Source organism: Treponema sp., from assembly GCF_045657965.1.
GTDB lineage: Bacteria > Spirochaetota > Spirochaetia > Treponematales > Treponemataceae > Treponema_D.
In genome coordinates, this window is record NZ_JAZOUG010000152.1 from 1 (window position 1) to 19,232 (window position 19,232).

The window sequence follows — 19,232 nt, forward strand, 5'->3', positions numbered from 1 at the left end:
AGACTATCTGGGAATAAAAGCATCTACATATTTTAGAAAAGAAATCCTCGATGTTTTAGTGAAGGATGGATTTCTTATTGAGAGTAAGGAAGGTAAAAGTTCTGAATATTTATCAAATCGAGAAAAAATCGTTACAGTATAAAAATCTCCGGGACAACAGCCCTGAGGCCTCATCTAAAACTGTAAAAATAGCGTAAATTTCGGCCTACGGGTTAAAACTCTGAAGGTCGAAATTCTAACCAAAAACTTTAAACAAAACGCAATTTTTAACTGAAATTTACTGTTGCAATCTGTGTTGTTTTTGGGAAAGAGTTGGTGTATAATGCGAAAAATGCAACATTCTGAAGGGGTGTGATACTAGCGAAGACTCCTTTGACCTTCACTCAGCCCGAAGGCCTCATCAAAATCGCACCTGTGCAATTTTATTGTTTCAAGAGTAGCCTTAATAGCATCTCTCTGAGGATAAACATCAACACCGCCGCCACCAGAAAGGCTTGAATTAGCAGCATTCACGATTGCATCACAATTCCGTATATTTTTCCCTAAACTTTGAACAAGTCTATTTGATTTCCGATTTTACCGATTGCATCCTGAACCTGTCCGGAAATATCAGAAAGAGCCGAGCCGGTTTCGTTTATTTTGCGTGCACCGTTTGACATTTCATCCATGCTGCCTTTCATTTCTGTTGTTGCAGACTGCAGCCGTTGAACTTCTTCAAGAATCATTTTGTTGCCGTTTGACATTTCAACTGAAGCAGCTTTAACTTCTTCTGTGCTGTCATTCATTGTTTTAAGAGCATCGGTAATCTGGCGTGAGCCCTGATTCTGTTCGTCCATAGCGGCTTTAATCTGCATGACAAGCTGGTCTGTTTCCTGAATTTTCTGAGAAACTACACCGAATGAACGGCTTGATTCATTTGATGCGGCAACAACTTCTCCAATCTGCGATTTAATTTTTGTAAGCTGTTCACCGATTGTTTTTGACTGTGCAGAAGATGTTTCAGAAAGTTTACGGATTTCATCTGCAACGACAGCAAAGCCTTTACCTGCTTCACCTGCATGTGCAGCTTCGATTGCTGCATTCATTGCAAGTAAGTTTGTCTGTTCGGCAATGCTTGAAATTGCCATATTTGCATCCTGAAGCATTTCACTCTGTGCTTCAATCTGCAGAATCCGTTCATTGACATCATTCTGCATTTTAAAGCCTGTATTTGCATTTGATTCAAGTTCTTCAAAGGAATCTGCCATTTTTTCGACAGAATTATTAACTGAAGAAATGTTTCCAATCATCTGTTCGACGGCTGCACTTGCCTGTGTAACTCCGGAAGACTGATTTTCAATCATTTGATTAAGCGAATCAATATTTGCCGAAATTTCATCTACGGCTCCAGCTGTCTGCTGAACACTTGAACTTTGATTGGTAATCTGATGTGAAATGCTGTCGATATTTGCAATAATCTGCGTGATTGCACTTGAAGTATCCTGTGTACTTGCATTCATACTTTCACCGGCAACAGCAAGTTCATCTTTTGACTGTTTTGTTTCGGTGATGATTGTCTGAAGTTTATCGCAGAATTTATTGAAATTAATTACAAGAAAGCCGATTTCATCAATTACGCGCAGTGTGACCCGCTTTGTTAAATCAGCTTCACCGGTTGCCATTTCTTCAAGCTGCTTTGTAACATTAGAAATACGCCACATAAGCCAGCGGACAAAAAGCCAGCTTACGAACATAAGTGCAATTGCAAGCCCGATTACAATAGGAATGACGATTTTAAGAGTGGTGTATTTGATTGCCTCAATTTCTCCAAGTGGCTTTGCAATAAACAACATGCCTGTAATTCTTCCGTCATCATTTTTAAGAGGGGAATAAATTGCATAATAATCTTCGCCCCTGATTTTGTTGTGACCTATGTAAGGCTCGCCGGTTCCAATAACCTGATTTACAATAGTGCGGTTGTCAAGGACAGTGCCTTCTACGCCTTCAAGAGTTGATTTTACACGCGTGTCGCTGGAAAAAATCGTACATTCGACATCGTAGCCTGACTTCATAAGACCGATAAAATCATCGGTCGTCATATCGTAGACAAAAACTGAAGCACCGACAATTTTGTCATCGTTTTTAATTGGATAAGCATAAACTGCTGCGTATAGTGATGTATGAATTGGCTCAAAGGAAGAGGCGCTTTCGCCGGAAAGAGCTTTTTTGACAGCATAGCTTGAAGACAAATCCCTGCCGGCAGGAATTCCGTCCTCGCCTCCGGCAATGACACGCCCGTTTGAATCCGTAAAAGCCATGAATTCGTAATCAAGTTCTTCCGTGTAATAATCTATGATTTCTTTCAGCGAATATGTGTCTCGTTCAGAAACGGCTTCGATTACATCTTCTCTGGCTGAAGAAATAGCCGCATAAGCCTTTAGGGTGACTATCCAGTCTTCCATGACTCTTAATGCCCCGTCTGAAGAATGAACCAGCTGGTTTTCTGTGGCTCGTACTTGTTTTCTGTCAAAAACTATGAGACTGACTCCTGCAACAACAACACAGCTTAAAAGAATAACACCACCAATCAATCCAATTAATTTTGTTGCAATTTGAATGTCTTTTTTATTATTTGCCCATTTGTTGTTTTCGATTTTTCCTGCCATAAAAAGCCTCCGATGTACAAAAACTATCTTCTTATATTATCGGATAAAATTTAACAAATGTAAAATAAAAAAGGCTGCCATAAAAGACAGCCTGTAAAATGAAAGAATGTTTTAATTAGTTCTTTGGAAACTTAGTTTTGAATTCTGCCAGAACTTTTTCCGGAGCAGGCTTTGCATCTACATCGACAAGGTTACCTTTGCCTTTGTAGAAGTCAATAAGCGGTGCAGTAGACTGTCGGTAAACCTTAAGACGGTTCTGGATGCTTTCTGTTTTATCGTCGTCGCGTGTGTAAAGTTCACCTGAACATTTGTCGCATTTTCCTGCAACTTTTGGAGGATTGAATTTTGTGTGGAACATCTGACCACATTCTTTACAGCATACGCGGCCACCCAATCGTTCAACTACAGCTTCGTCTTCGATGTCAAAGTTTACAGCTGCGTCGATTTTTGCAAAAGTTTCGAGAGCTTCTGCCTGCGGAATTGTGCGCGGAAATCCGTCGAGAATATAACCTGCTTTAGTGTCATCTTTAGAAAGACGGTCTTTTACAAGGCCGATTGTAATTTCGTCGCTGACTAAACCGCCTGCATCGATAATAGCCTTTGCTTTTTTGCCAAGCTCAGTGCCATTTTTGATGTTCTCGCGGAAAATGTCGCCTGTTGAAATGTGTGGGATTCCGTAAGATGCTGCAACTTCTTTAGCGAGAGTGCCTTTGCCTGCTCCCGGTGGTCCTAAAAAAATAAAGTTCATTTAATTTGCTCCTTAATTACTGATTATACAATTTTTTCATGCTGTTCGTCAAAAAGTTCCATTACATGGTCAATCATTTTCTGTTTTGGATCAGCTTCATCTGCCGGAAGGGTTGCCATGTAATCTTTTCTGAACTGTTTGCAGTCAATGACAGGGCTGGAAGCGAAAATCTGTACAGCCGGCTCAACAAAATCAGCAAGCATATCATCAGGATTATTCATATCGATTGTGAGTGCACTTCCGTTGATTGTAACTAAAATCATTACATCGAACATTCTAAGGTATGAGTCAATTTCCCTAAGTCCGCGCTTTGTTTCCGGATGACCTGGTCTGTATCGGGTTCCGCTTGGGAAAACAAGAATTACTTCACCGTCACGCTTACATTTGTCCATGGCACGCATAGCAGCCAGATTGATTGTACGGGCGCGCTTTTCTTCTTCAAGACGTTCTTCTTCTGACTGAGCATTAGCTTCGGCTTTGTCTAAAGAGCGGGTAGGGTAAATTACAACACGTGTAAAACTTTCTGCAAAAGCCCGCACAAGCGGATTTGCTTCATTTAATTTCATTCCTGCGATTGCAACTATTCGTTTTGAAAGATCTTTACCTTCTTCGCCTAAATCATGTTCAAGCAGATAGCAGAGAGCCGGTAAATCTGTGTTTGAATAGTGTTCCATTAAGATAAGACCGTGCTTTCCTGATTTTACAGCGTCTAAAAATGCACGGAAATTTTCTTTTCCTTCAAGACGGCTGCCCGGTGCCATATTGTCAGCAACGAGTGCATCCATAAATTTGCGTGTCTGTGGATTTTCCTTTTGATAAACATTTGTCTCGTCAATTTTTGCTGCCGCTACGGAAAGATTTGCCAGTGATTTAAACATATCAGCATATTTTTCACGAATTGAAACTGCCATAATTTCCTCTGTCTTGGATTTACTTTGTTATCTGTCTATTTTATGATAAAGACGCTTATTAAGCAACTTCAATTTTTTTTGCAAATTTTTTTGCATGCAGCTGATTTGACATGGCAAAAAAAAAGAGGCTGTCCAAAAAAGCAGCCCCTTTTTATTATAAAATTCTGAGTGTTACAATGTCGGATATTTTGCGAAATATTTTTTTACTTCTTCAGCAACAACACCGCTCAGAATAATCAGTGAAACACAGTTTGGAATTGCCATAAGTCCGTTTGTGATGTCAGCAATCGTAAAGACAGCATTAACCGTGAAATATGGACCGATTGCAATTGCTGCGATGTAAACGAGACGATAAATGAAAACGAGTTTCATTCTGCCGTTCGTAAGATATTCGAGACATTTTTCTGAATAGTAGTCCCAGCCCAAAATCGTAGTAAAAGCAAAGAAAGCAAGACAGAGCATGAGAAGGAACTGAACTGAAACTCCGTCGCCGCCAAGATCGAACGAAAGGGCTGCCGCTGTAAGCTGAACACCTTTGAGTCCTTCTGAGTTGAAAGAAGGGTTACACATTGCGATTACGATAGCAAGGCCTGTCATTGTACAGACAATAAGTGTATCAATTACAGTTCCTGTCATGTTAACCAGTCCCTGCTCTACAGGTTCGTTTGTCTGAACAGGAGCTGCTGCAATTGGAGCAGAACCAAGACCTGCTTCGTTTGAGAAAATACCGCGGGCAATACCTTTCTGCATTGAGTCTGTAATCTGTTTTACAGTCCAGCCTGCGGCACCACCTGCAATAGAAGTAAATCCAAAGGCAGATTTAAAAATAAGAGCAAATGCAGCCGGAATATGGGTTGCATTCATAATAAGAACTGAAAGGCCAAGGAAAACATAAATAATTGCCATTGCAGGAACAACTTTTTCTGCAACTTTAGAAATTCGTTTTAGGCCTCCCAAAATTACAAGCGCTGCACAAATTGTAACGACAGCGCCGCCGATTACTGTTGCCCATGTGTATGAATTTTCGCCAATTGTAAAAGCAATGTTTGCGTTATTCGGATCAAAAGCCATATTAACTGCAGAAGTAATACCGTTAATCTGAGTCATTGTACCGATACCAAGAAGACCTGCAAGAACTCCAAAAATTGCAAAAAGAACTGCAAGCCATTTCCATTTGCTTCCCATACCTTTTTCGATTGTATAGAAAGGACCGCCTAAAACATGACCGTCTTCTTTTACTTCGCGGTATTTGATTGCAAGCATACATTCAGCGAATTTTGTTGCAGTTCCCAAAACTGCGGCAATCCACATCCAGAAAAGTGCACCAGGACCACCGGCAGCAATAGCTGTGGCAACACCGACAATATTACCTGTTCCGATTGTTGCAGAAAGAGCTGTACAGAGGGCAGAAAAGCCTGAAAGCTCACCGTGACCTTCATTTTCTTTGAAGATTGACTTGAAAGCCCGACCAAGCTTTGTGAACTGTAAACCGCGGGCACGAATTGTTAAAATCAAGCCCGTTGCCAGAATAAGAACGATGGTTGGAATTCCCCAGACAACACCATCAATTGAATTAAGGATTTCGTCAAACATTTTTAAATCCCCGTTTAAAATAAAATAGAGTTTGCCCGAATCTGAAAAATCAGAATGGAACAAACTCTCCAAAGAGTAGGAATGGAACTTTTGCCCTGTCCTTTGTGCCTGAGATATCAGCTCGAATAGCCTTAACCCTTCGGCGCCCCACATCATCGTGAGGACTCTCCAGAGAGCCGCTTTTGACCCACAATCAAGAAACGGCTTATACAGAATATCGGAAGAAAAGGGTTTTGGCTATAGTGCTTTTACTAGCGTAAATCAGGAGTTCTAATCCAGTCCTGGTCTGTGTAGGTGCGGTTTTCGCCGCCCATGCTCCAGATGAAGGTGTAGTTACTTGTGCCGGCTCCTGAGTGGATTGACCAGCTTGGGTTTATTACGGCTTCGTTATTGTGCATAACGAGGTGGCGTGTCTGGTTTGGTTCACCCATGAAGTGGAATACAACCTGGTCTTCAGGGAAGTCGAAGTAGAAATAAACTTCCATGCGGCGCTCGTGTGTGTGTGCCGGCATTGTGTTCCATACGCTTCCTGTTTCGAGGTGAGTCATGCCCATTGAAAGCTGGCAGGTGTCGAGAACAGACGGGTGGATGTACTGGTTGATTGTGCGGTCATTTGATTCGGCAGCAGAACCCATGTGAATGTGATTTGCCTGCTCGTATGTGATGATTCGGCTAGGGTATGTGCAGTGAGCCGGTGTTGAGTTCATGTAGAATTTAGCCGGTTTTGAAGTATCTTTTGAAGCAAGTGTTACTGATTTTGTACCTGCTCCAAGATAAAGTGCGTCATAGTGTTTTACTTCGTAAGTTGTGCCGTCAGCAACAACAACTCCGTCGCCGCCGATGTTAATCATGCCAAGCTCACGGCGCTGAAGGAAGAAATCAACACCAAAATCTTTCATTGCGTCGATGTTTTTGTCGAGGGCGACAACTTCGTCAACCGGCATACAGCCCAAAGTTACGATTCGGTCGATGTGGCTGTAAACTGCTGTTACATCATTTTTGATGAAAATGTTTTCGATGAGGAATTCCTCACGCATTTCTTCTGTAGTCATTCTTTTGAACGGCTCTTTTCCTGTTGAATAACGAATATCCATTTTTTTTGTTCCTTGTGTTATGAGTTTATTACAGAGGTTAGTTCTTTTTAGAATCGTCTGCTGTGAATGCTTCTTTTACGCCCTGTCCGAAAGCTTTTGCAGCATTTCCGATTTCTTTACCGGCTTCCTTTCCTGCATTTCCAATTTCTTTTCCGGTATTTCCGATTTCTTTGCCTACTTCACCGACTGTTTTTCCTGCTTCGGTGAAGGCATCTGTGTTTTTTGATTCAGATTCGTTTTTTGTTTCTTCGACTTTTTTTTCTTCTGTAGTGTCAGATTTTCCTGATGCGAAACCTGCAGCTGCAGAAATCATAAAAAATGCGCCGGCAATCAATGCGATTTTTTTTGTAATTTTCATATGGGTCTCCTGGAATCAAAAAGATTCTTAAAATAAGTATTAACAATTCTAGCAGAAAATAATTAATTTTTCTACATAAACAGTTCTGTTGTTTTAAGCCACTGTGCTACAGCGGTGGCTTCTTTGTCTAAAGCGCGGTCGTCTTCGACAAACGCACTCATTTTTCTGACTTCTTCATGAACTTTCTGTGTAAATGGAGCAAAAGCTGTTTTTCCGGCCAGATCTACTGCCTGCATAGCTGCTAAAAGGTGAGTTGCAAACTGAAGGAAAACAAGCTCAATCTGTTCTGCAAACTTGCGGGCAGAAATTGTTCCCATCGAAACTTTGTCCTGATTTAAGGCTTCTGTTGGAGCACTTGTTAAAGAAACCGGGAAACAGTAAGTTGCAACTTCACCGCGGATTGCAGAAATTGTAATCTGCGCAGCTTTAAATCCAAGACGGAGACCAGCTCGCGGATGATCTTCAGGCGTGTAAGGAATTAAGTTTTCTGTAAGACCGTTGAATTTTCCGTCGATTATAACTTCAGCCTGCTTGTCGCTTAAATCTGCAATATTTGCAAGGGCTGTCCGCATATAATCGCAGGCAGCGCAGATATGACCTCCGTAAAAGTTACCTGTGTTGTAAAGACGTTCTGCTTCAATGTCTACAAGAGGATTGTCGTTTGCAGAATTTAATTCTTCTGTAATCCATTCGCGGGCAATTCTTAATGTATCGCGGTATACACCGTTAATCTGCGGTGCACAGCGGATTGAATATCTGTCCTGAATTTTATTCTGCTGTTTGCGGAATCCCTTTCCGTCGAGAGAATTAATCTGATATTTCAAGAAATCTTCGTATTTGTAAACACGTTTTGAATCTTTAATGATATTGTAAACATAAGCTGCTGATTCAGACTGACCTTTATGATTTTTAATTTCGCTCACTTTTGCAACAAACGGAGTGTCTTTTCCGCGTGTAATTTCTGAAGTGACTGCTGTCAAAAAGTCCGAAATTTTTGCAAGACGTTCTGCTTTTTTCCATGCAAGGCTTGCAACTGCCGTCATAACGGAAGTGCCGTTCATAATAGCAAGACCTTCTTTTGCTTCGATTGGAAGAGGTTTTATTCCTTCAGCATTGAAAGCTTCCATTGTGGGAACGATTTTGCCTTTGTAATAGACTTCGCGCTGTCCCATAATTGCAGCTGCAACATAAGAAAGTGGTGTTAAATCGCCGGAAGCACCGACAGAACCAAGCTGTGGAATTACAGGGATAATATCTTTGTTAAGAAGTGTAAGCATCATTTTTGCAAGTTCCGGACGGATTGCAGAATGACCGCCTTTTATATTTCCGTTTAAGCGCGCTAAAACTACTGCACGACCTGTTTCGTGGTCAAATTTTGGACCAAGACCGATTCCATGGTAAGTACAGATTGTTCTCTGAAGTTCTCCGGCTTTATCAACACTAATCTGATTGTCACATGAATCACCAAAATCAGTTGTTACTCCGTATGTCGGAACACCTGTGGCAATATAATCTTCAAGGAATTTGCGGGATTTTTCGATTCTTTCCCAGAATGTTTTGTCTTCAGGCAATGCAACTTCTTCGTTTTTATAAGCTACATCACATACATCTTCTATTGTGAGCTCATTTCCGTTAATTGTTTTCATAATGTTTTAAGTTTAGAACTTTTTCATAATATGGTAAATATTAGAGGTTAAAAGATTTTAAGATTTACTCTTGTTTAGACAAAACAGACATCTTTTTGATTTTACTGACTTTCTTTTGGTTTACTGATTGACATAAATTCATACTGAAATTATTATTTGCCTAGTTAATAAAAAAAAACGCTACAGGTAGTGTTATTTTAACCGATAATTACATTAGCAAACACTATGAGAAATTTAAAAATGTCAAGTAGTTTTTGCAAAAAAATCTATAAAAAATGTCTGGAGGGGAAACGGCATGAAAATTATTAAACGCAACGGTGAAGAAGTCGTATTTGATGTAAGCAAAATCATTACGGCTATTTCAAAAGCGAACAATGAAGTTCCACCGTCGGATCGACTGACAGGTACTACAATTGAAAGTATCGCTCAGAATATCGAGAAACAGTGTGCTGCAGAAAATCACGAAATGAATGTAGAAGCCATTCAGGATTTAGTCGAAAAGGCTATCATGAAGGCCGGTGCATTCGATATCGCAAAAAAGTACATTACTTACCGGTATCAGCACGCCCTTATGCGTCAGTCAAATTCAACTGATGCACAGATTATGTCGCTTCTCGAATGTAACAACGAGGAAGTTAAACAGGAAAATTCCAACAAAAACTCCACAGTTGTTTCAGTTCAGCGCGATTATATGGCCGGCGAAGTTTCTAAGGACATTACAAAGCGCTTCCTTCTCGACGAAGATATCGTAAAAGCTCATGATGAAGGAATTCTTCATTTCCATGATGCAGATTACTTTGCACAGCACATGCACAACTGCGATTTAGTTAACCTTGAAGACATGCTTCAGAACGGCACTGTCATTTCTGGAACAAAAATCGACACTCCACATTCCTTCTCAACAGCATGTAATATTGCAACTCAGATTATAGCTCAGGTTGCTTCTTCTCAGTACGGCGGTCAGTCAATTTCCCTGGCTCATCTTGCTCCATTTGTTGATGTAAGCCGTCAGAAGTTCCGCCGTGAAACAAAACGTGTTGAAGAGCAGACTGGTGTTAAATTCAGTGAAGAACAGTTTAATAAAATTGTTGAAATGCGCATCCGTGATGAAATTACTCGCGGCGTTCAGACAATTCAGTATCAGGTTGTCACACTCATGACAACAAACGGTCAGTCTCCGTTCATTACAGTTTTCATGTATCTTAATGAAGCTAAAAATGAGCAGGAAAAGGCAGACCTTGCAATGATTATCGAAGAAATGCTCAAGCAGCGTTATCAGGGTGTTAAAAATGAAAAAGGATTCTGGGTCACACCGGCATTCCCGAAACTCATTTATGTTCTTGAGCCTGATAATATCGAACCGGGCTCTAAATACTATGCACTTACTGAACTTGCAGCAAAATGTACAGCCCGCCGTTTAGTTCCAGATTACATCTCAGAAAAGAAGATGCTTGAACTTAAAGTTGACGACAATGGCAACGGTAACTGCTATCCATGTATGGGCTGCCGGTCATTCCTTACAACTTATATTGACCAGAATGGAAAGCCAAAATATTACGGCCGCTTTAATCAGGGGGTTGTTACAATCAATCTTGTTGATGCTGCATGTTCTTCTGCAGGCGATTACAAAGCATTCTGGGAAATTCTTGATGAACGCCTTGAACTCTGTCATAAAGCTCTTATGCGCCGTCATCAGCGGCTTTTGGGCACTCCAAGTGATGTTGCTCCAATTTTGTGGCAGCATGGTGCTCTTGCCCGGCTTGAAAAGGGCGAAAAAATTGACAAACTTCTTTTCGGAGGTTACTCAACAATTTCCCTTGGTTATGCAGGTCTTTGTGAATGTGTACGCTACATGACAGGAAAACCTCATACAGATCCAAGTGCAACTCCGTTCGCACTTGAAATCATGAAACATCTCAATGCAAAGTGTGCTGAATGGAAAGCTGCTTCAAACATTGCGTTCTCTCTTTACGGCACTCCGCTTGAGTCAACCACATACAAATTTGCAAAATGCCTTAAAAAGCGTTTTGGTGAGATTCCGGGCGTAACAGACAAAAACTACATTACAAACAGTTATCACGTACATGTTACAGAAACAATGGATGCTTTCACAAAACTTTCATTCGAAAGCCAGTTTCAGGAACTTTCACCGGGCGGTGCTGTAAGTTATGTTGAAGTTCCAAACATGGAAAGCAATATTCCTGCCGTTATGACACTTCTCAAACATATTTACGAGAACATCATGTATGCAGAACTTAATACAAAATCTGACTGCTGTCAGAAGTGCGGCTACACCGGCGAAATCCAGATTGTAACCGACAGTGACAATAAACTTATCTGGCAGTGTCCTAACTGCGGAAACAAAGATCAGGCAACTATGAATGTTGCACGGCGAACCTGCGGTTACATCGGTACTCAGTACTGGAATCAGGGCCGCACTCAGGAAATCAAAGAACGAGTGGTTCACCTGTAATACTGTAAAATAAAAAATCCGTTGATTTTCAAAATCAGCGGATTTTTTTTTGCCCAGTATATGAAATTCTGCATTTTTTCTGATGGTTCTGCTAAACTTTTAAAATGCCCTGTATTACAAGATTTATACTCATCTTAACTTCAGAAACATTTTTTTTATTTAAGACTGCTATTTCAAAAATTGCACTTTCTACAAGTGAATAAAGCATGTTGTTAATTGTTTTTACCGGCATTTTATTGAATTCACCGCGTTTCTGGCCTTCAATTATAATCATGCTCAGAAGATGCTTAATCCGGATAACCCTTCGGTTTACGCGTTCTTCGGCATTTGTACCCATTTTCTGAAGGTTAATCAGATAAATCAGAAGAACATTAAAAAGCGGGCGGTTCTGTTCACAAAGATCGATAATCCAGTACATTATGCGTCGCAGACAGTCCTGCGCTGTGAGATTTTTATCGCTTAAAATTTTCATGAGCTTTACTTCAAGTTCATCAGTCATCTGTTTGATGCTCCAGGTAAAAATCTCTTTTTTGTTTTTGAAATAAATATATAAAGTTGTTCGCGTGATTCCGCAGGCGTCGGCGATTTTCTGGAAAGTTACATCGTCATATCCGTCACGGGTAAAGAGTTCGAGTGATTTTTCAAGAATTTCGTGTTTTCGTTTATCGTGTTCGACGACGATTGCCATTTTTTTCACTCCGGTTTTTAGCTTTTTCTGTTCCGTTGTAAATGTAGAAAGTCGTATCCAGATTTCCTGCTTTTAAATCTTTTAACACGCTTGCATAATGACCTATACATTCCTGAAAATGTTTGTTAGATGTAATTACTCCAAGTTCCCATTTCGGAAACTCAGTGAAAAGGGAAGACATTTCGCGGTAAAGATTTTTTGCCTGTTCTTCTTCGCCAAGCCGTTCACCATAAGGAGGATTACAGATTAAAAGGCCGTTTTCATAAGGAGCATGAAGTTCCTTAAAATCAGCGGTTTCAAAATCCGGGCGTTCGATTCTCTGATCGCTTCCAATCATTTGAAGGGCACGGCCGGCCATAACGCAGGCATGTTCTGCATTTAATCTTGCACGCTGAATTGCAGACGGGTCAATGTCTGTTCCTGTGATGCGGCATTCAACATCAGTGCGGATTTTCTGGGCTTCAGCACATTTTATTTCATGAGCACGCTGTGCATTAAAAATGGGAAGGCTTTCCAGTGCAAAGCGGCGACCAAATCCAGGAGCAACATTGTGAGCGTAAAGACAGGCTTCGATTGGTAAAGTTCCTGAACCGCAGAAAGGGTCATGTAGAGGTGTTTTTCTTCTCCAGAGCATAAGCTGAAGCATAACAGAAGCCGTTGTTTCGCGGATTGGTGCAACACCGCCGTCTGTGCGGTAGCCGCGTTTGTGTAAAGGAAGACCGCTTAAATCAAGACAAATCTGAACTTCATTTTCGGTGATAAAAACCCTTATATCATTTTCAGCTCCGCTTTCCGGGAGAGTTGACATGTGCCAGATATCACCAAGCTTTTTGTAAACAGCTTTTTGTACGATTCCCTGAACCGCATGTTCTGAATTTAAAATTGATTTGTAAGTCCGGACTTTATCTACAGTGACTTTTGAGTCTTTTTTTAGAAAATCCTGCCAGTTAATCGAATAAACACCGTCAAAAAGTGCATCAAAATCTTCGGCTTTGTACCGTGCCATTTCAAGATAAACCCTGTCGGCAGTACGCAGACATAAATTTGCGCGGAAAAGTGAATCATCATCACCAGTAAAGAAAACACGTCCAGGTGCATTTCCGGCCAGTTTATAGCCTAAAAATTTGATTTCATTACCTAAAATTTTTTCTGCACCTACGGCACACAATGCGACAAGATTATTCATGCCGCAAAGTATATATTAAAATGACATTTTTGTCAAAAGTGTCAAAGAAAACTGATTATTCTCCGCAGCCAGAGCATCCGCCGCATCCGCCTGAACTTCCACAGCCGGAACATCCTCCGCAGCCCCCTTCGTTAATAAAAGGCTCTAATTCTGCTTCAGTTGCATCACGAACATCAACTACTTCAACATCGAAGAAAAGTTTTTTACCTGCAAGTTCATGATTTCCATCGACAGTGATTTTGTCATCGGTAATTTTGGTGACTTTTACAATCATTGGCCCTGTTGAGGTTTGTGCCTGAAACTGCTGTCCGACAGTAATTTCTGCACCTGTATCAAACTGACTTCTTGGAACATCTGCAACAAGTGCTTTATCATATTCGCCGTAACCTAAAGCAGGTTCAATTTCTGAATGAAACTTATCACCTGGTTTTTTCCCGGTAAGTTCCTGTTCAAGACCTGGAATAAGTGAACCGATTCCATGCATATATTCAAGCGGTTCTCCGCCTGCAGATGAATCAAGCTGATTGCCGTCAATATCTTTTAAAGTGTAATGAATTTTTACCATCTTCTGATATGCGATTTCCATAATTTCTCCATGGTTTAATAAAATTTACTTGTATAAAAATATAGAAAAAAGCGTAAATATTCAAATAAAAAATCATAATTTTGTTATAATATAAAATATGGCTGTCAGAGAACTGTTGGATTCTTCTCCTGAAGAAAAACGCTCTCAGATTTTAAATTTTCTCATTTTCCATGAAGAAAAATGTGTATCGCTTGTTTCAAGATTTTTAAAAAAAGATGCAAAGATCTTTTATATTCCGGATTCGTTGAATGAGGAAAAAATCCTTGCAGTTTTTTCATATTCTGCCGGCGGTCAGATTCTTCACTGCTTTGATTTCACTGATAAAAATCAGGCAGATAAAATTCATTCAGAATTAACAGTTCATTTTAAAAAAAATCCGGTAAATAATCTTTTCAGTATAATCGGTGAATCTTCAGGAACGAATTTTCTGACAGAATTTTTTTTTAATATATATGGAGTTCTGCCGGAAACTACGATTGACTATTCTTTGATGAAATATTATTCAAATCAAAAAAAAATTGATTTTCCCTATCAGTACAGAATTATTCAGTGTACTGAAGAGGATTTAGAAAATGTTTTTCCGCTTCAGAAAAAATATGAACTTGAAGAAGTTGTTGTTGATAAAAGCACGTACAAAGAAAAAAATACACGGATTATCCTTCAAAGAGCCCTTAAATCAAGAGATGTGTTTGCAATGAGTCTTGACGGGAAAAATTTTGTTTCTAAACTTTCATTTAATGCGAAAGGTATAAATTGCATTCAGCTTGGAGGAATTTATACAGATGAAGCTTTCCGAAACCGTGGAATTGCAGGTTTTTTTGTAAAAAATATCTGTGATAAAATTCTGGGTGAAAGAAAAACTCCGGTACTTTTCGTGAAGAACAAAAACAGCATTGCATTTAATGTGTATAAAAACTGTGGATTTGAAGTGTTTGGAGAATACAAAATTGTTTATTACTGATAGAATAAAATTATGAAAAATGATTTTACTTTTTGTCCAGAATGCGGTTCAAAAAATATTCAAAATGTAAAAATGCGTAAATGGTTATGCAGTGACTGCGGTTTTGATTTATACAATAACGTCGCAAGTGCTGTCGGTCTTTTAATTCAAACAAAGGAAGGTAAAATTCTTCTTGAAAAAAGAGCGAAAGAACCGCGTAAAGGGTTTCTGGCTTTTCCCGGCGGTTTTGTAGATCCGGATGAAACTTTAGAAGAAGCCTGCTTTCGTGAATGTAAAGAGGAAACAGGAGTCGAACCGGTTTCTCTTAAATATATTGCAAGTTTTCCGAATACTTATGAATATAAAAACATTCAGTACAAAACCTGTGATGTTTTTTTTGAAGCAAAACTGCCGGTAAATGCAGAACTTCATGCACAGGAAGGTGAAGTGCTTGGTTTTTCAGAAGTTTCTGTACAAAACGAAAAAGAACTTGCTGAAGTTCCGCTTGCATTTGAAAGTGCCAGAAAAACTTTAGAATTGTGGTTAAAAATGAGGAGATAAAATGACAATCGAACAAATTCTGTATTTTTCCATGCTTGGATTAGCTTTAGCCGGATATATTGTAATTTTGAGTTCAATTCCTTACAGACGAAAAAAGATTTTTGCACAATCCGGAAATCTTATCATGCCGCTTAGTGTAAAATCATCAAAAAAATGGGCCGCAATTGCTGTAATGGCTTTTATTCTGATTTTAATTGTTCCGCTTCGTAATTACGGCTGGTTTGTAAATATTGTTCTGCTTGGGGCGGCTTTATTTGCAGTTGAAATTGCAGCCCGTGAAGCAGGCGGCATTGGAAAAGCCGGAATTTATCAGAATATGCTTGTTTCAGGAACAAGTGCACTTTTGTGGAGTGATATTCTTTCGTTTCCGACTCTTGCATACGAAAATGATGAAGAAACAACGCAGGTTGATTTTAAAACCCTTAGGGTAATTGCAAAAAACGGTGCAGAGCATCTGATTCTTTTTGAAAGTGAAGAAGAACGTTCAAAAGCTGTTGAAACAATTCTGAATCTTGCCCCGGATTTAAAACCATAAAAAAAAGGAGCGTCGCCGCTCCCTATATATAAAAACGAACCCCAGCTTTGCTAGAAAGGTCCGGAAGGCAAAAAAATGAGCCGCAAAAAAGCGACTCATACTTTGCAAGGCGTCTAGCGGAATCGAACCGCTCAATGATGGTTTTGCAGACCAGTCCCTTACCACTTGGGTAAGACGCCAAAGTGATGATACTATAACTGAAATCAAAAGATTTGTCTAGTCCGATAGAATGAATTTATGATTTTTGATAAAATAAACAGATTTTTTATGTACCAAATCCGCCGGTTTCAGAGACTGTGCGGTCTTTTCTGATTATTATGAAAAAATTTTTTACTTTGTTTTTTACTTTTTTGTCAATATTTTCAATTTCTGCTCAAAGTCAGGCATCTGATTCTTCAATTCCTGGTAATGCAGATTTCTGGAGTGATTATCCTGATGACGCACTGGCGGATTTTTTAATGTCCAGAATGAGTGATGAAGAAAAACTTTCTCAGATTTTTATGTTTGGCTGGGCTGGTGAAGAGCCGAGCGTACTATTAAATCAGTGGGTTGGAGAACGTGGACTTGGCAGTGTAAAAGTTTTTGGCTGGAACACAAATAATACAGAAAAAGTTGCAAAATCTGTTACAGCACTGCAGGAACTTTCTCAAAACCGGCCTTTAAAAATTCCTTTATTTGTTGCAACGGATCAGGAAGGCGGCTGGATCAGGCATGTTAAAGGTGCCACGACTGAAACTCCAGGCAATATGGCAATAGGTGCTTCTCAATATCCAATGGATTCTTATTACAGCGCATATTATATTTCACTTGAAATTAAGGCTCTTGGAATCAATATGAATTTTGCGCCGACAATTGACCTGTATACAAATAAAGATTCTTCTGTTATAAGTTCCCGCTCTTTTGGTGAAGATGCAGATTTTGTCGGACAGTTAGGTTCCGCTTTCGTTGCCGGTTCAATTGCGGCCGGTGTGATTCCTACGGCAAAACATTTTCCGGGACATGGAGATACAAGTGCTGATTCCCATGTAAAACTTCCCGGAGTTTATATAGATTATGAAACTGCCGAAAAGCGGGAATTAGTTCCTTTCAAATATTTAATTTCACAGAATGTGCCGGCAATTATGAGCGGTCATCTTCTTTATCCGCGGATTGACGGAGATCCGGCATCTCTTTCCCGTCCATGGTTAAATGATATTTTACGGGAAAAACTTGGCTTTAAAGGCCTGATTATAACTGATGACATGCAGATGAACGGAGCCTGGGGCTATGCAGGAAACACATCAGAAGCATTCAGACGGGCTATTTATGCCGGAAATGATATTATTTTGAGTTCAAGAACAGCAGAACTTGATGAAAAATTGTGGACACTTAATCTTTATCTGATTAAAACTGATTCTGATTTCAGAAAAATTGTTGAAACAGCTGCACATCGTGTAATTCTGTATAAACTGAAATATTTTAAAAGCGGGAATGCAGCTCCGCTTTACCCGGAAATTTCCCGCTTAAAAGAGCAGATTCCAAATAAAGACGGGCATAAATTCTTTCTTTCTCAGGCCTGCCGTTCAATAACAGCATATAAAAAAGGAACTTTTCCATATAAAAAAGCTGACGGAGAAAAACTTTTAATTGTAGGACCTGCTGATTCTGTATCTAAAGAAAATCCTGAAATCCGGCTCGAATCCCAGTTTTTTGATGAGGCAAAAATCCGTTACGGAGAATTTGCTGCCTATAAAATCAATTTTGACAGTCTTGGACCTGTTGGAATCGACTGGAATGGAAACCAGCTTGAATATATGGCAGGAAGTTATGACACAATTATTTTTTATGTCCCTAATAAAGAAGGCGCAGAAATAGCAAAAAGACTTTCAAAATGCGGTAAACGTGTAATTATTATGTCAGCCCTTACACCGGTTCCACTTTTAAACGGATTTGATTTTGCAGATTCAATTCTGTTTGGATACAGTTATTCCCCTTTTACTTTTAAGGCTCTTTTTGGAGCATTAGCAGGTGAATTTGAACCTGAAGGAAAGTTACCACTGAATTAAAAATCCGGCATTTCTTTCTTTTTTGTGTATTTATAATCCGTTGCATGTGAATTCGGAAGTTTACCGTCTATACGGTCATTTTCTTTTTGAATCTGGAGTTTGACAAGTTCTTTAAAGGCTGTCATCAGACATTCTGGATTTACATTTTGCGGAACAATTTCTGCTTCCTGCATTTCTTTGATTAAGTAATAACAGGTCTCTATTGTTGAAACACATTCTTCACTCGGTTCTTTTTTAAAAGTATAAAGGGAGCGGTAAGTTCCTGAAAAGCTTAATTTTGGCAGTGCCATAATATTTTTGCTTTCACGGATCATTTTTTTTGAACAGAACCAGGTCGAATCAATTATTATGGCAAGAAGTTTTTTTGAGCCGATTTCACTTTTAAATTCTGTTTTTTTAGAATTCCATGCGTTTTCGTCAGGATAGAGAAGCACAGGGTAGTAGCGCTCATCGCGTAAAAGTTCACAAAGCCGTTCATTTTTTGTAAAATCAATTCCAATTAAAATTTCAGAGTCAATCAGACCCGCATGAGCGATTCGTCCGGTGCCTGTTCTGTTACGTTTAGCTTCTTTTGGATGCATAAGAAAAACAAATTTAATTCCCGGATCAAAAGGCGGAACATGCTTACACAGGCAGGTTTCGGTAGGTCTGAGGCATTTATAACATATTGTGCGCATATTAAGATTTTAAATTTTTTACAGAGTTATGAAAAGAGGGCGTTTTATAGAAAAAGGGCTGCCTTTTTTGACAGCCCCTGAAGTTTATGCTTTACTGAATCTGTTGTCCTGAACACAGCGGATTTCTGATACAACTTTGTAGCCTGAATATTCACTTTCAAGAATTGTTTCAGCCCGTTCAACTGTTGCATGGAAGGCAGTCATTCCACGGAGAATGACATTTTTTTCGTCAATTACAATCCACAAATCATCGATATGAAGAGCATTTTCGAAAATCAGTTTATTTGTCATTTCCTGAGCTAAAATAAGCTCTTCGACTTTTTTCCGGCCAGCTTCTTCAATTTCCTTTGTGACATTGGTCTTGATTCCTGCAGAAATCATTTCAGCTACCATAAAGTCGGAGGCCAAGCGGTCTTAGGAAGACAAATGTCTTAGCCAACTCCTTGGCTCACAGAACGACATGGCTACGATCCGACTTGGCCAGCTTCTTCAATTTCCTTTGTGACATTGGTCTTGATTCCTGCAGAAATCATTTCAGCTACCATA

Annotated in this window: 18 protein-coding genes, 1 tRNA gene and 1 riboswitch; of the genes, 5 read left to right on the forward strand and 14 right to left on the reverse strand. The window is 39.6% G+C overall.

Annotated elements, in window-relative coordinates:
• Nucleotides 1-357: 357 nt before the first annotated feature.
• The 8 genes from ACKI5B_RS05405 to ACKI5B_RS05440 form a co-directional block, all read right to left on the reverse strand.
• Complete coding sequence (locus ACKI5B_RS05405) at nucleotides 358-513, reverse strand: hypothetical protein (protein WP_407426592.1); 156 nt, start codon at nucleotides 511-513, stop codon at nucleotides 358-360.
• Nucleotides 514-542: 29 nt separating this feature from the next.
• Entirely contained in the window at nucleotides 543-2,645 is a 2,103-nt protein-coding gene (locus tag ACKI5B_RS05410; RefSeq protein WP_407426594.1) for a methyl-accepting chemotaxis protein, read from the reverse strand.
• Between the two features lie 115 nt (nucleotides 2,646-2,760).
• A complete protein-coding gene (locus ACKI5B_RS05415; RefSeq protein ID WP_407426596.1) occupies nucleotides 2,761-3,393 on the reverse strand; it encodes an adenylate kinase in 633 nt (210 codons plus the stop codon).
• Nucleotides 3,394-3,416: 23 nt separating this feature from the next.
• Nucleotides 3,417-4,304: a 1-acyl-sn-glycerol-3-phosphate acyltransferase gene (locus ACKI5B_RS05420; protein ID WP_407426598.1), complete on the reverse strand. Its 888-nt coding sequence runs from the start codon at nucleotides 4,302-4,304 to the stop codon at nucleotides 3,417-3,419.
• 171 nt (nucleotides 4,305-4,475) lie between these two features.
• The gene (locus ACKI5B_RS05425; protein WP_407426600.1) at nucleotides 4,476-5,897 is read right to left on the reverse strand and encodes an alanine/glycine:cation symporter family protein; all 1,422 of its coding nucleotides are present in this window, start codon (nucleotides 5,895-5,897) and stop codon (nucleotides 4,476-4,478) included.
• 85 nt (nucleotides 5,898-5,982) lie between these two features.
• A riboswitch (glycine riboswitch) is annotated at nucleotides 5,983-6,079 on the reverse strand.
• A gap of 69 nt (nucleotides 6,080-6,148) precedes the next feature.
• Nucleotides 6,149-6,991, reverse strand: a complete 843-nt coding sequence (gene kduI, locus ACKI5B_RS05430; RefSeq protein ID WP_407426602.1) for a 5-dehydro-4-deoxy-D-glucuronate isomerase — start codon at nucleotides 6,989-6,991, stop codon at nucleotides 6,149-6,151.
• Nucleotides 6,992-7,028: 37 nt separating this feature from the next.
• Nucleotides 7,029-7,349, reverse strand: coding sequence for a hypothetical protein (locus ACKI5B_RS05435; RefSeq protein WP_407426604.1), 321 nt, complete (start codon nucleotides 7,347-7,349; stop codon nucleotides 7,029-7,031).
• A 71-nt stretch (nucleotides 7,350-7,420) separates the two neighbouring features.
• The gene (locus ACKI5B_RS05440) at nucleotides 7,421-8,995 is read right to left on the reverse strand and encodes an HAL/PAL/TAL family ammonia-lyase (RefSeq protein ID WP_407426606.1); all 1,575 of its coding nucleotides are present in this window, start codon (nucleotides 8,993-8,995) and stop codon (nucleotides 7,421-7,423) included.
• A gap of 295 nt (nucleotides 8,996-9,290) precedes the next feature.
• On the opposite strand from ACKI5B_RS05440, the gene nrdD reads away from it, so the two are divergent.
• Nucleotides 9,291-11,468 carry an anaerobic ribonucleoside-triphosphate reductase gene (gene nrdD / locus ACKI5B_RS05445; RefSeq protein WP_407426608.1) on the forward strand — a complete coding sequence of 726 codons (2,178 nt, stop codon included), beginning with the start codon at nucleotides 9,291-9,293 and terminating at the stop codon, nucleotides 11,466-11,468.
• A 91-nt stretch (nucleotides 11,469-11,559) separates the two neighbouring features.
• Here the strand turns inward: nrdD and ACKI5B_RS05450 are convergent, their stop codons facing one another.
• The 3 genes from ACKI5B_RS05450 to ACKI5B_RS05460 are packed head-to-tail and all read right to left on the reverse strand — an operon-like array spanning nucleotide 11,560 to nucleotide 13,928.
• Nucleotides 11,560-12,156, reverse strand: coding sequence for a TetR/AcrR family transcriptional regulator (locus ACKI5B_RS05450; protein ID WP_407426610.1), 597 nt, complete (start codon nucleotides 12,154-12,156; stop codon nucleotides 11,560-11,562).
• Nucleotides 12,131-13,342, reverse strand: a complete 1,212-nt coding sequence (locus ACKI5B_RS05455) for a THUMP domain-containing class I SAM-dependent RNA methyltransferase (protein ID WP_407426612.1) — start codon at nucleotides 13,340-13,342, stop codon at nucleotides 12,131-12,133. Before ACKI5B_RS05455 ends, ACKI5B_RS05450 begins: the two co-directional genes overlap by 26 nt.
• Before the next feature lie 55 nt (nucleotides 13,343-13,397).
• Nucleotides 13,398-13,928 (reverse strand): FKBP-type peptidyl-prolyl cis-trans isomerase, encoded by a 531-nt coding sequence (locus tag ACKI5B_RS05460; protein ID WP_407426614.1) that lies wholly within the window; start codon nucleotides 13,926-13,928, stop codon nucleotides 13,398-13,400.
• A gap of 97 nt (nucleotides 13,929-14,025) precedes the next feature.
• Between ACKI5B_RS05460 and ACKI5B_RS05465 the strand changes: the two genes are divergently transcribed.
• Genes ACKI5B_RS05465 through ACKI5B_RS05475 form a run of 3 tightly spaced genes read left to right on the forward strand, consistent with a single transcriptional unit; the run spans nucleotide 14,026 to nucleotide 15,964 of the window.
• Nucleotides 14,026-14,889 carry a GNAT family N-acetyltransferase gene (locus tag ACKI5B_RS05465; protein ID WP_407426616.1) on the forward strand — a complete coding sequence of 288 codons (864 nt, stop codon included), beginning with the start codon at nucleotides 14,026-14,028 and terminating at the stop codon, nucleotides 14,887-14,889.
• A 12-nt stretch (nucleotides 14,890-14,901) separates the two neighbouring features.
• Entirely contained in the window at nucleotides 14,902-15,429 is a 528-nt protein-coding gene (locus tag ACKI5B_RS05470; protein ID WP_407426618.1) for an NUDIX hydrolase, read from the forward strand.
• Between the two features lies 1 nt (nucleotide 15,430).
• Nucleotides 15,431-15,964 (forward strand): hypothetical protein, encoded by a 534-nt coding sequence (locus ACKI5B_RS05475; RefSeq protein WP_407426620.1) that lies wholly within the window; start codon nucleotides 15,431-15,433, stop codon nucleotides 15,962-15,964.
• Between the two features lie 107 nt (nucleotides 15,965-16,071).
• Here the strand turns inward: ACKI5B_RS05475 and ACKI5B_RS05480 are convergent.
• Nucleotides 16,072-16,143 (reverse strand) — tRNA-Cys (locus ACKI5B_RS05480).
• A gap of 138 nt (nucleotides 16,144-16,281) precedes the next feature.
• On the opposite strand from ACKI5B_RS05480, the gene ACKI5B_RS05485 reads away from it, so the two are divergent.
• Nucleotides 16,282-18,009 carry a glycoside hydrolase family 3 protein gene (locus ACKI5B_RS05485; protein WP_407426622.1) on the forward strand — a complete coding sequence of 576 codons (1,728 nt, stop codon included), beginning with the start codon at nucleotides 16,282-16,284 and terminating at the stop codon, nucleotides 18,007-18,009.
• Here ACKI5B_RS05485 and ACKI5B_RS05490 read toward each other — a convergent pair.
• The gene (locus ACKI5B_RS05490) at nucleotides 18,006-18,686 is read right to left on the reverse strand and encodes a tRNA-uridine aminocarboxypropyltransferase (RefSeq protein ID WP_407426624.1); all 681 of its coding nucleotides are present in this window, start codon (nucleotides 18,684-18,686) and stop codon (nucleotides 18,006-18,008) included. The two genes, ACKI5B_RS05485 and ACKI5B_RS05490, sit on opposite strands and share 4 nt — an antisense overlap.
• 84 nt (nucleotides 18,687-18,770) lie before the next feature.
• The gene (locus ACKI5B_RS05495; RefSeq protein ID WP_407426626.1) at nucleotides 18,771-19,079 is read right to left on the reverse strand and encodes a hypothetical protein; all 309 of its coding nucleotides are present in this window, start codon (nucleotides 19,077-19,079) and stop codon (nucleotides 18,771-18,773) included.
• Nucleotides 19,080-19,232 lie beyond the last annotated feature (153 nt).

Coding starts and splice junctions, on each gene's coding strand:
- ACKI5B_RS05410 (WP_407426594.1), bottom strand. CDS start 2,645: ATGGCAGGAAAAATCGAAAACAACAAATGGGCAAATAATAAAAAAGAC.
- ACKI5B_RS05460 (WP_407426614.1), bottom strand. CDS start 13,928: ATGGAAATCGCATATCAGAAGATGGTAAAAATTCATTACACTTTAAAA.
- ACKI5B_RS05465 (WP_407426616.1), top strand. CDS start 14,026: ATGGCTGTCAGAGAACTGTTGGATTCTTCTCCTGAAGAAAAACGCTCT.
- ACKI5B_RS05420 (WP_407426598.1), bottom strand. CDS start 4,304: ATGGCAGTTTCAATTCGTGAAAAATATGCTGATATGTTTAAATCACTG.
- ACKI5B_RS05435 (WP_407426604.1), bottom strand. CDS start 7,349: ATGAAAATTACAAAAAAAATCGCATTGATTGCCGGCGCATTTTTTATG.
- ACKI5B_RS05470 (WP_407426618.1), top strand. CDS start 14,902: ATGAAAAATGATTTTACTTTTTGTCCAGAATGCGGTTCAAAAAATATT.
- ACKI5B_RS05475 (WP_407426620.1), top strand. CDS start 15,431: ATGACAATCGAACAAATTCTGTATTTTTCCATGCTTGGATTAGCTTTA.
- ACKI5B_RS05415 (WP_407426596.1), bottom strand. CDS start 3,393: ATGAACTTTATTTTTTTAGGACCACCGGGAGCAGGCAAAGGCACTCTC.
- ACKI5B_RS05440 (WP_407426606.1), bottom strand. CDS start 8,995: ATGAAAACAATTAACGGAAATGAGCTCACAATAGAAGATGTATGTGAT.
- nrdD (WP_407426608.1), top strand. CDS start 9,291: ATGAAAATTATTAAACGCAACGGTGAAGAAGTCGTATTTGATGTAAGC.
- ACKI5B_RS05425 (WP_407426600.1), bottom strand. CDS start 5,897: ATGTTTGACGAAATCCTTAATTCAATTGATGGTGTTGTCTGGGGAATT.
- ACKI5B_RS05495 (WP_407426626.1), bottom strand. CDS start 19,079: ATGGTAGCTGAAATGATTTCTGCAGGAATCAAGACCAATGTCACAAAG.
- ACKI5B_RS05490 (WP_407426624.1), bottom strand. CDS start 18,686: ATGCGCACAATATGTTATAAATGCCTCAGACCTACCGAAACCTGCCTG.
- ACKI5B_RS05485 (WP_407426622.1), top strand. CDS start 16,282: ATGAAAAAATTTTTTACTTTGTTTTTTACTTTTTTGTCAATATTTTCA.
- ACKI5B_RS05450 (WP_407426610.1), bottom strand. CDS start 12,156: ATGGCAATCGTCGTCGAACACGATAAACGAAAACACGAAATTCTTGAA.
- ACKI5B_RS05455 (WP_407426612.1), bottom strand. CDS start 13,342: ATGAATAATCTTGTCGCATTGTGTGCCGTAGGTGCAGAAAAAATTTTA.
- kduI (WP_407426602.1), bottom strand. CDS start 6,991: ATGGATATTCGTTATTCAACAGGAAAAGAGCCGTTCAAAAGAATGACT.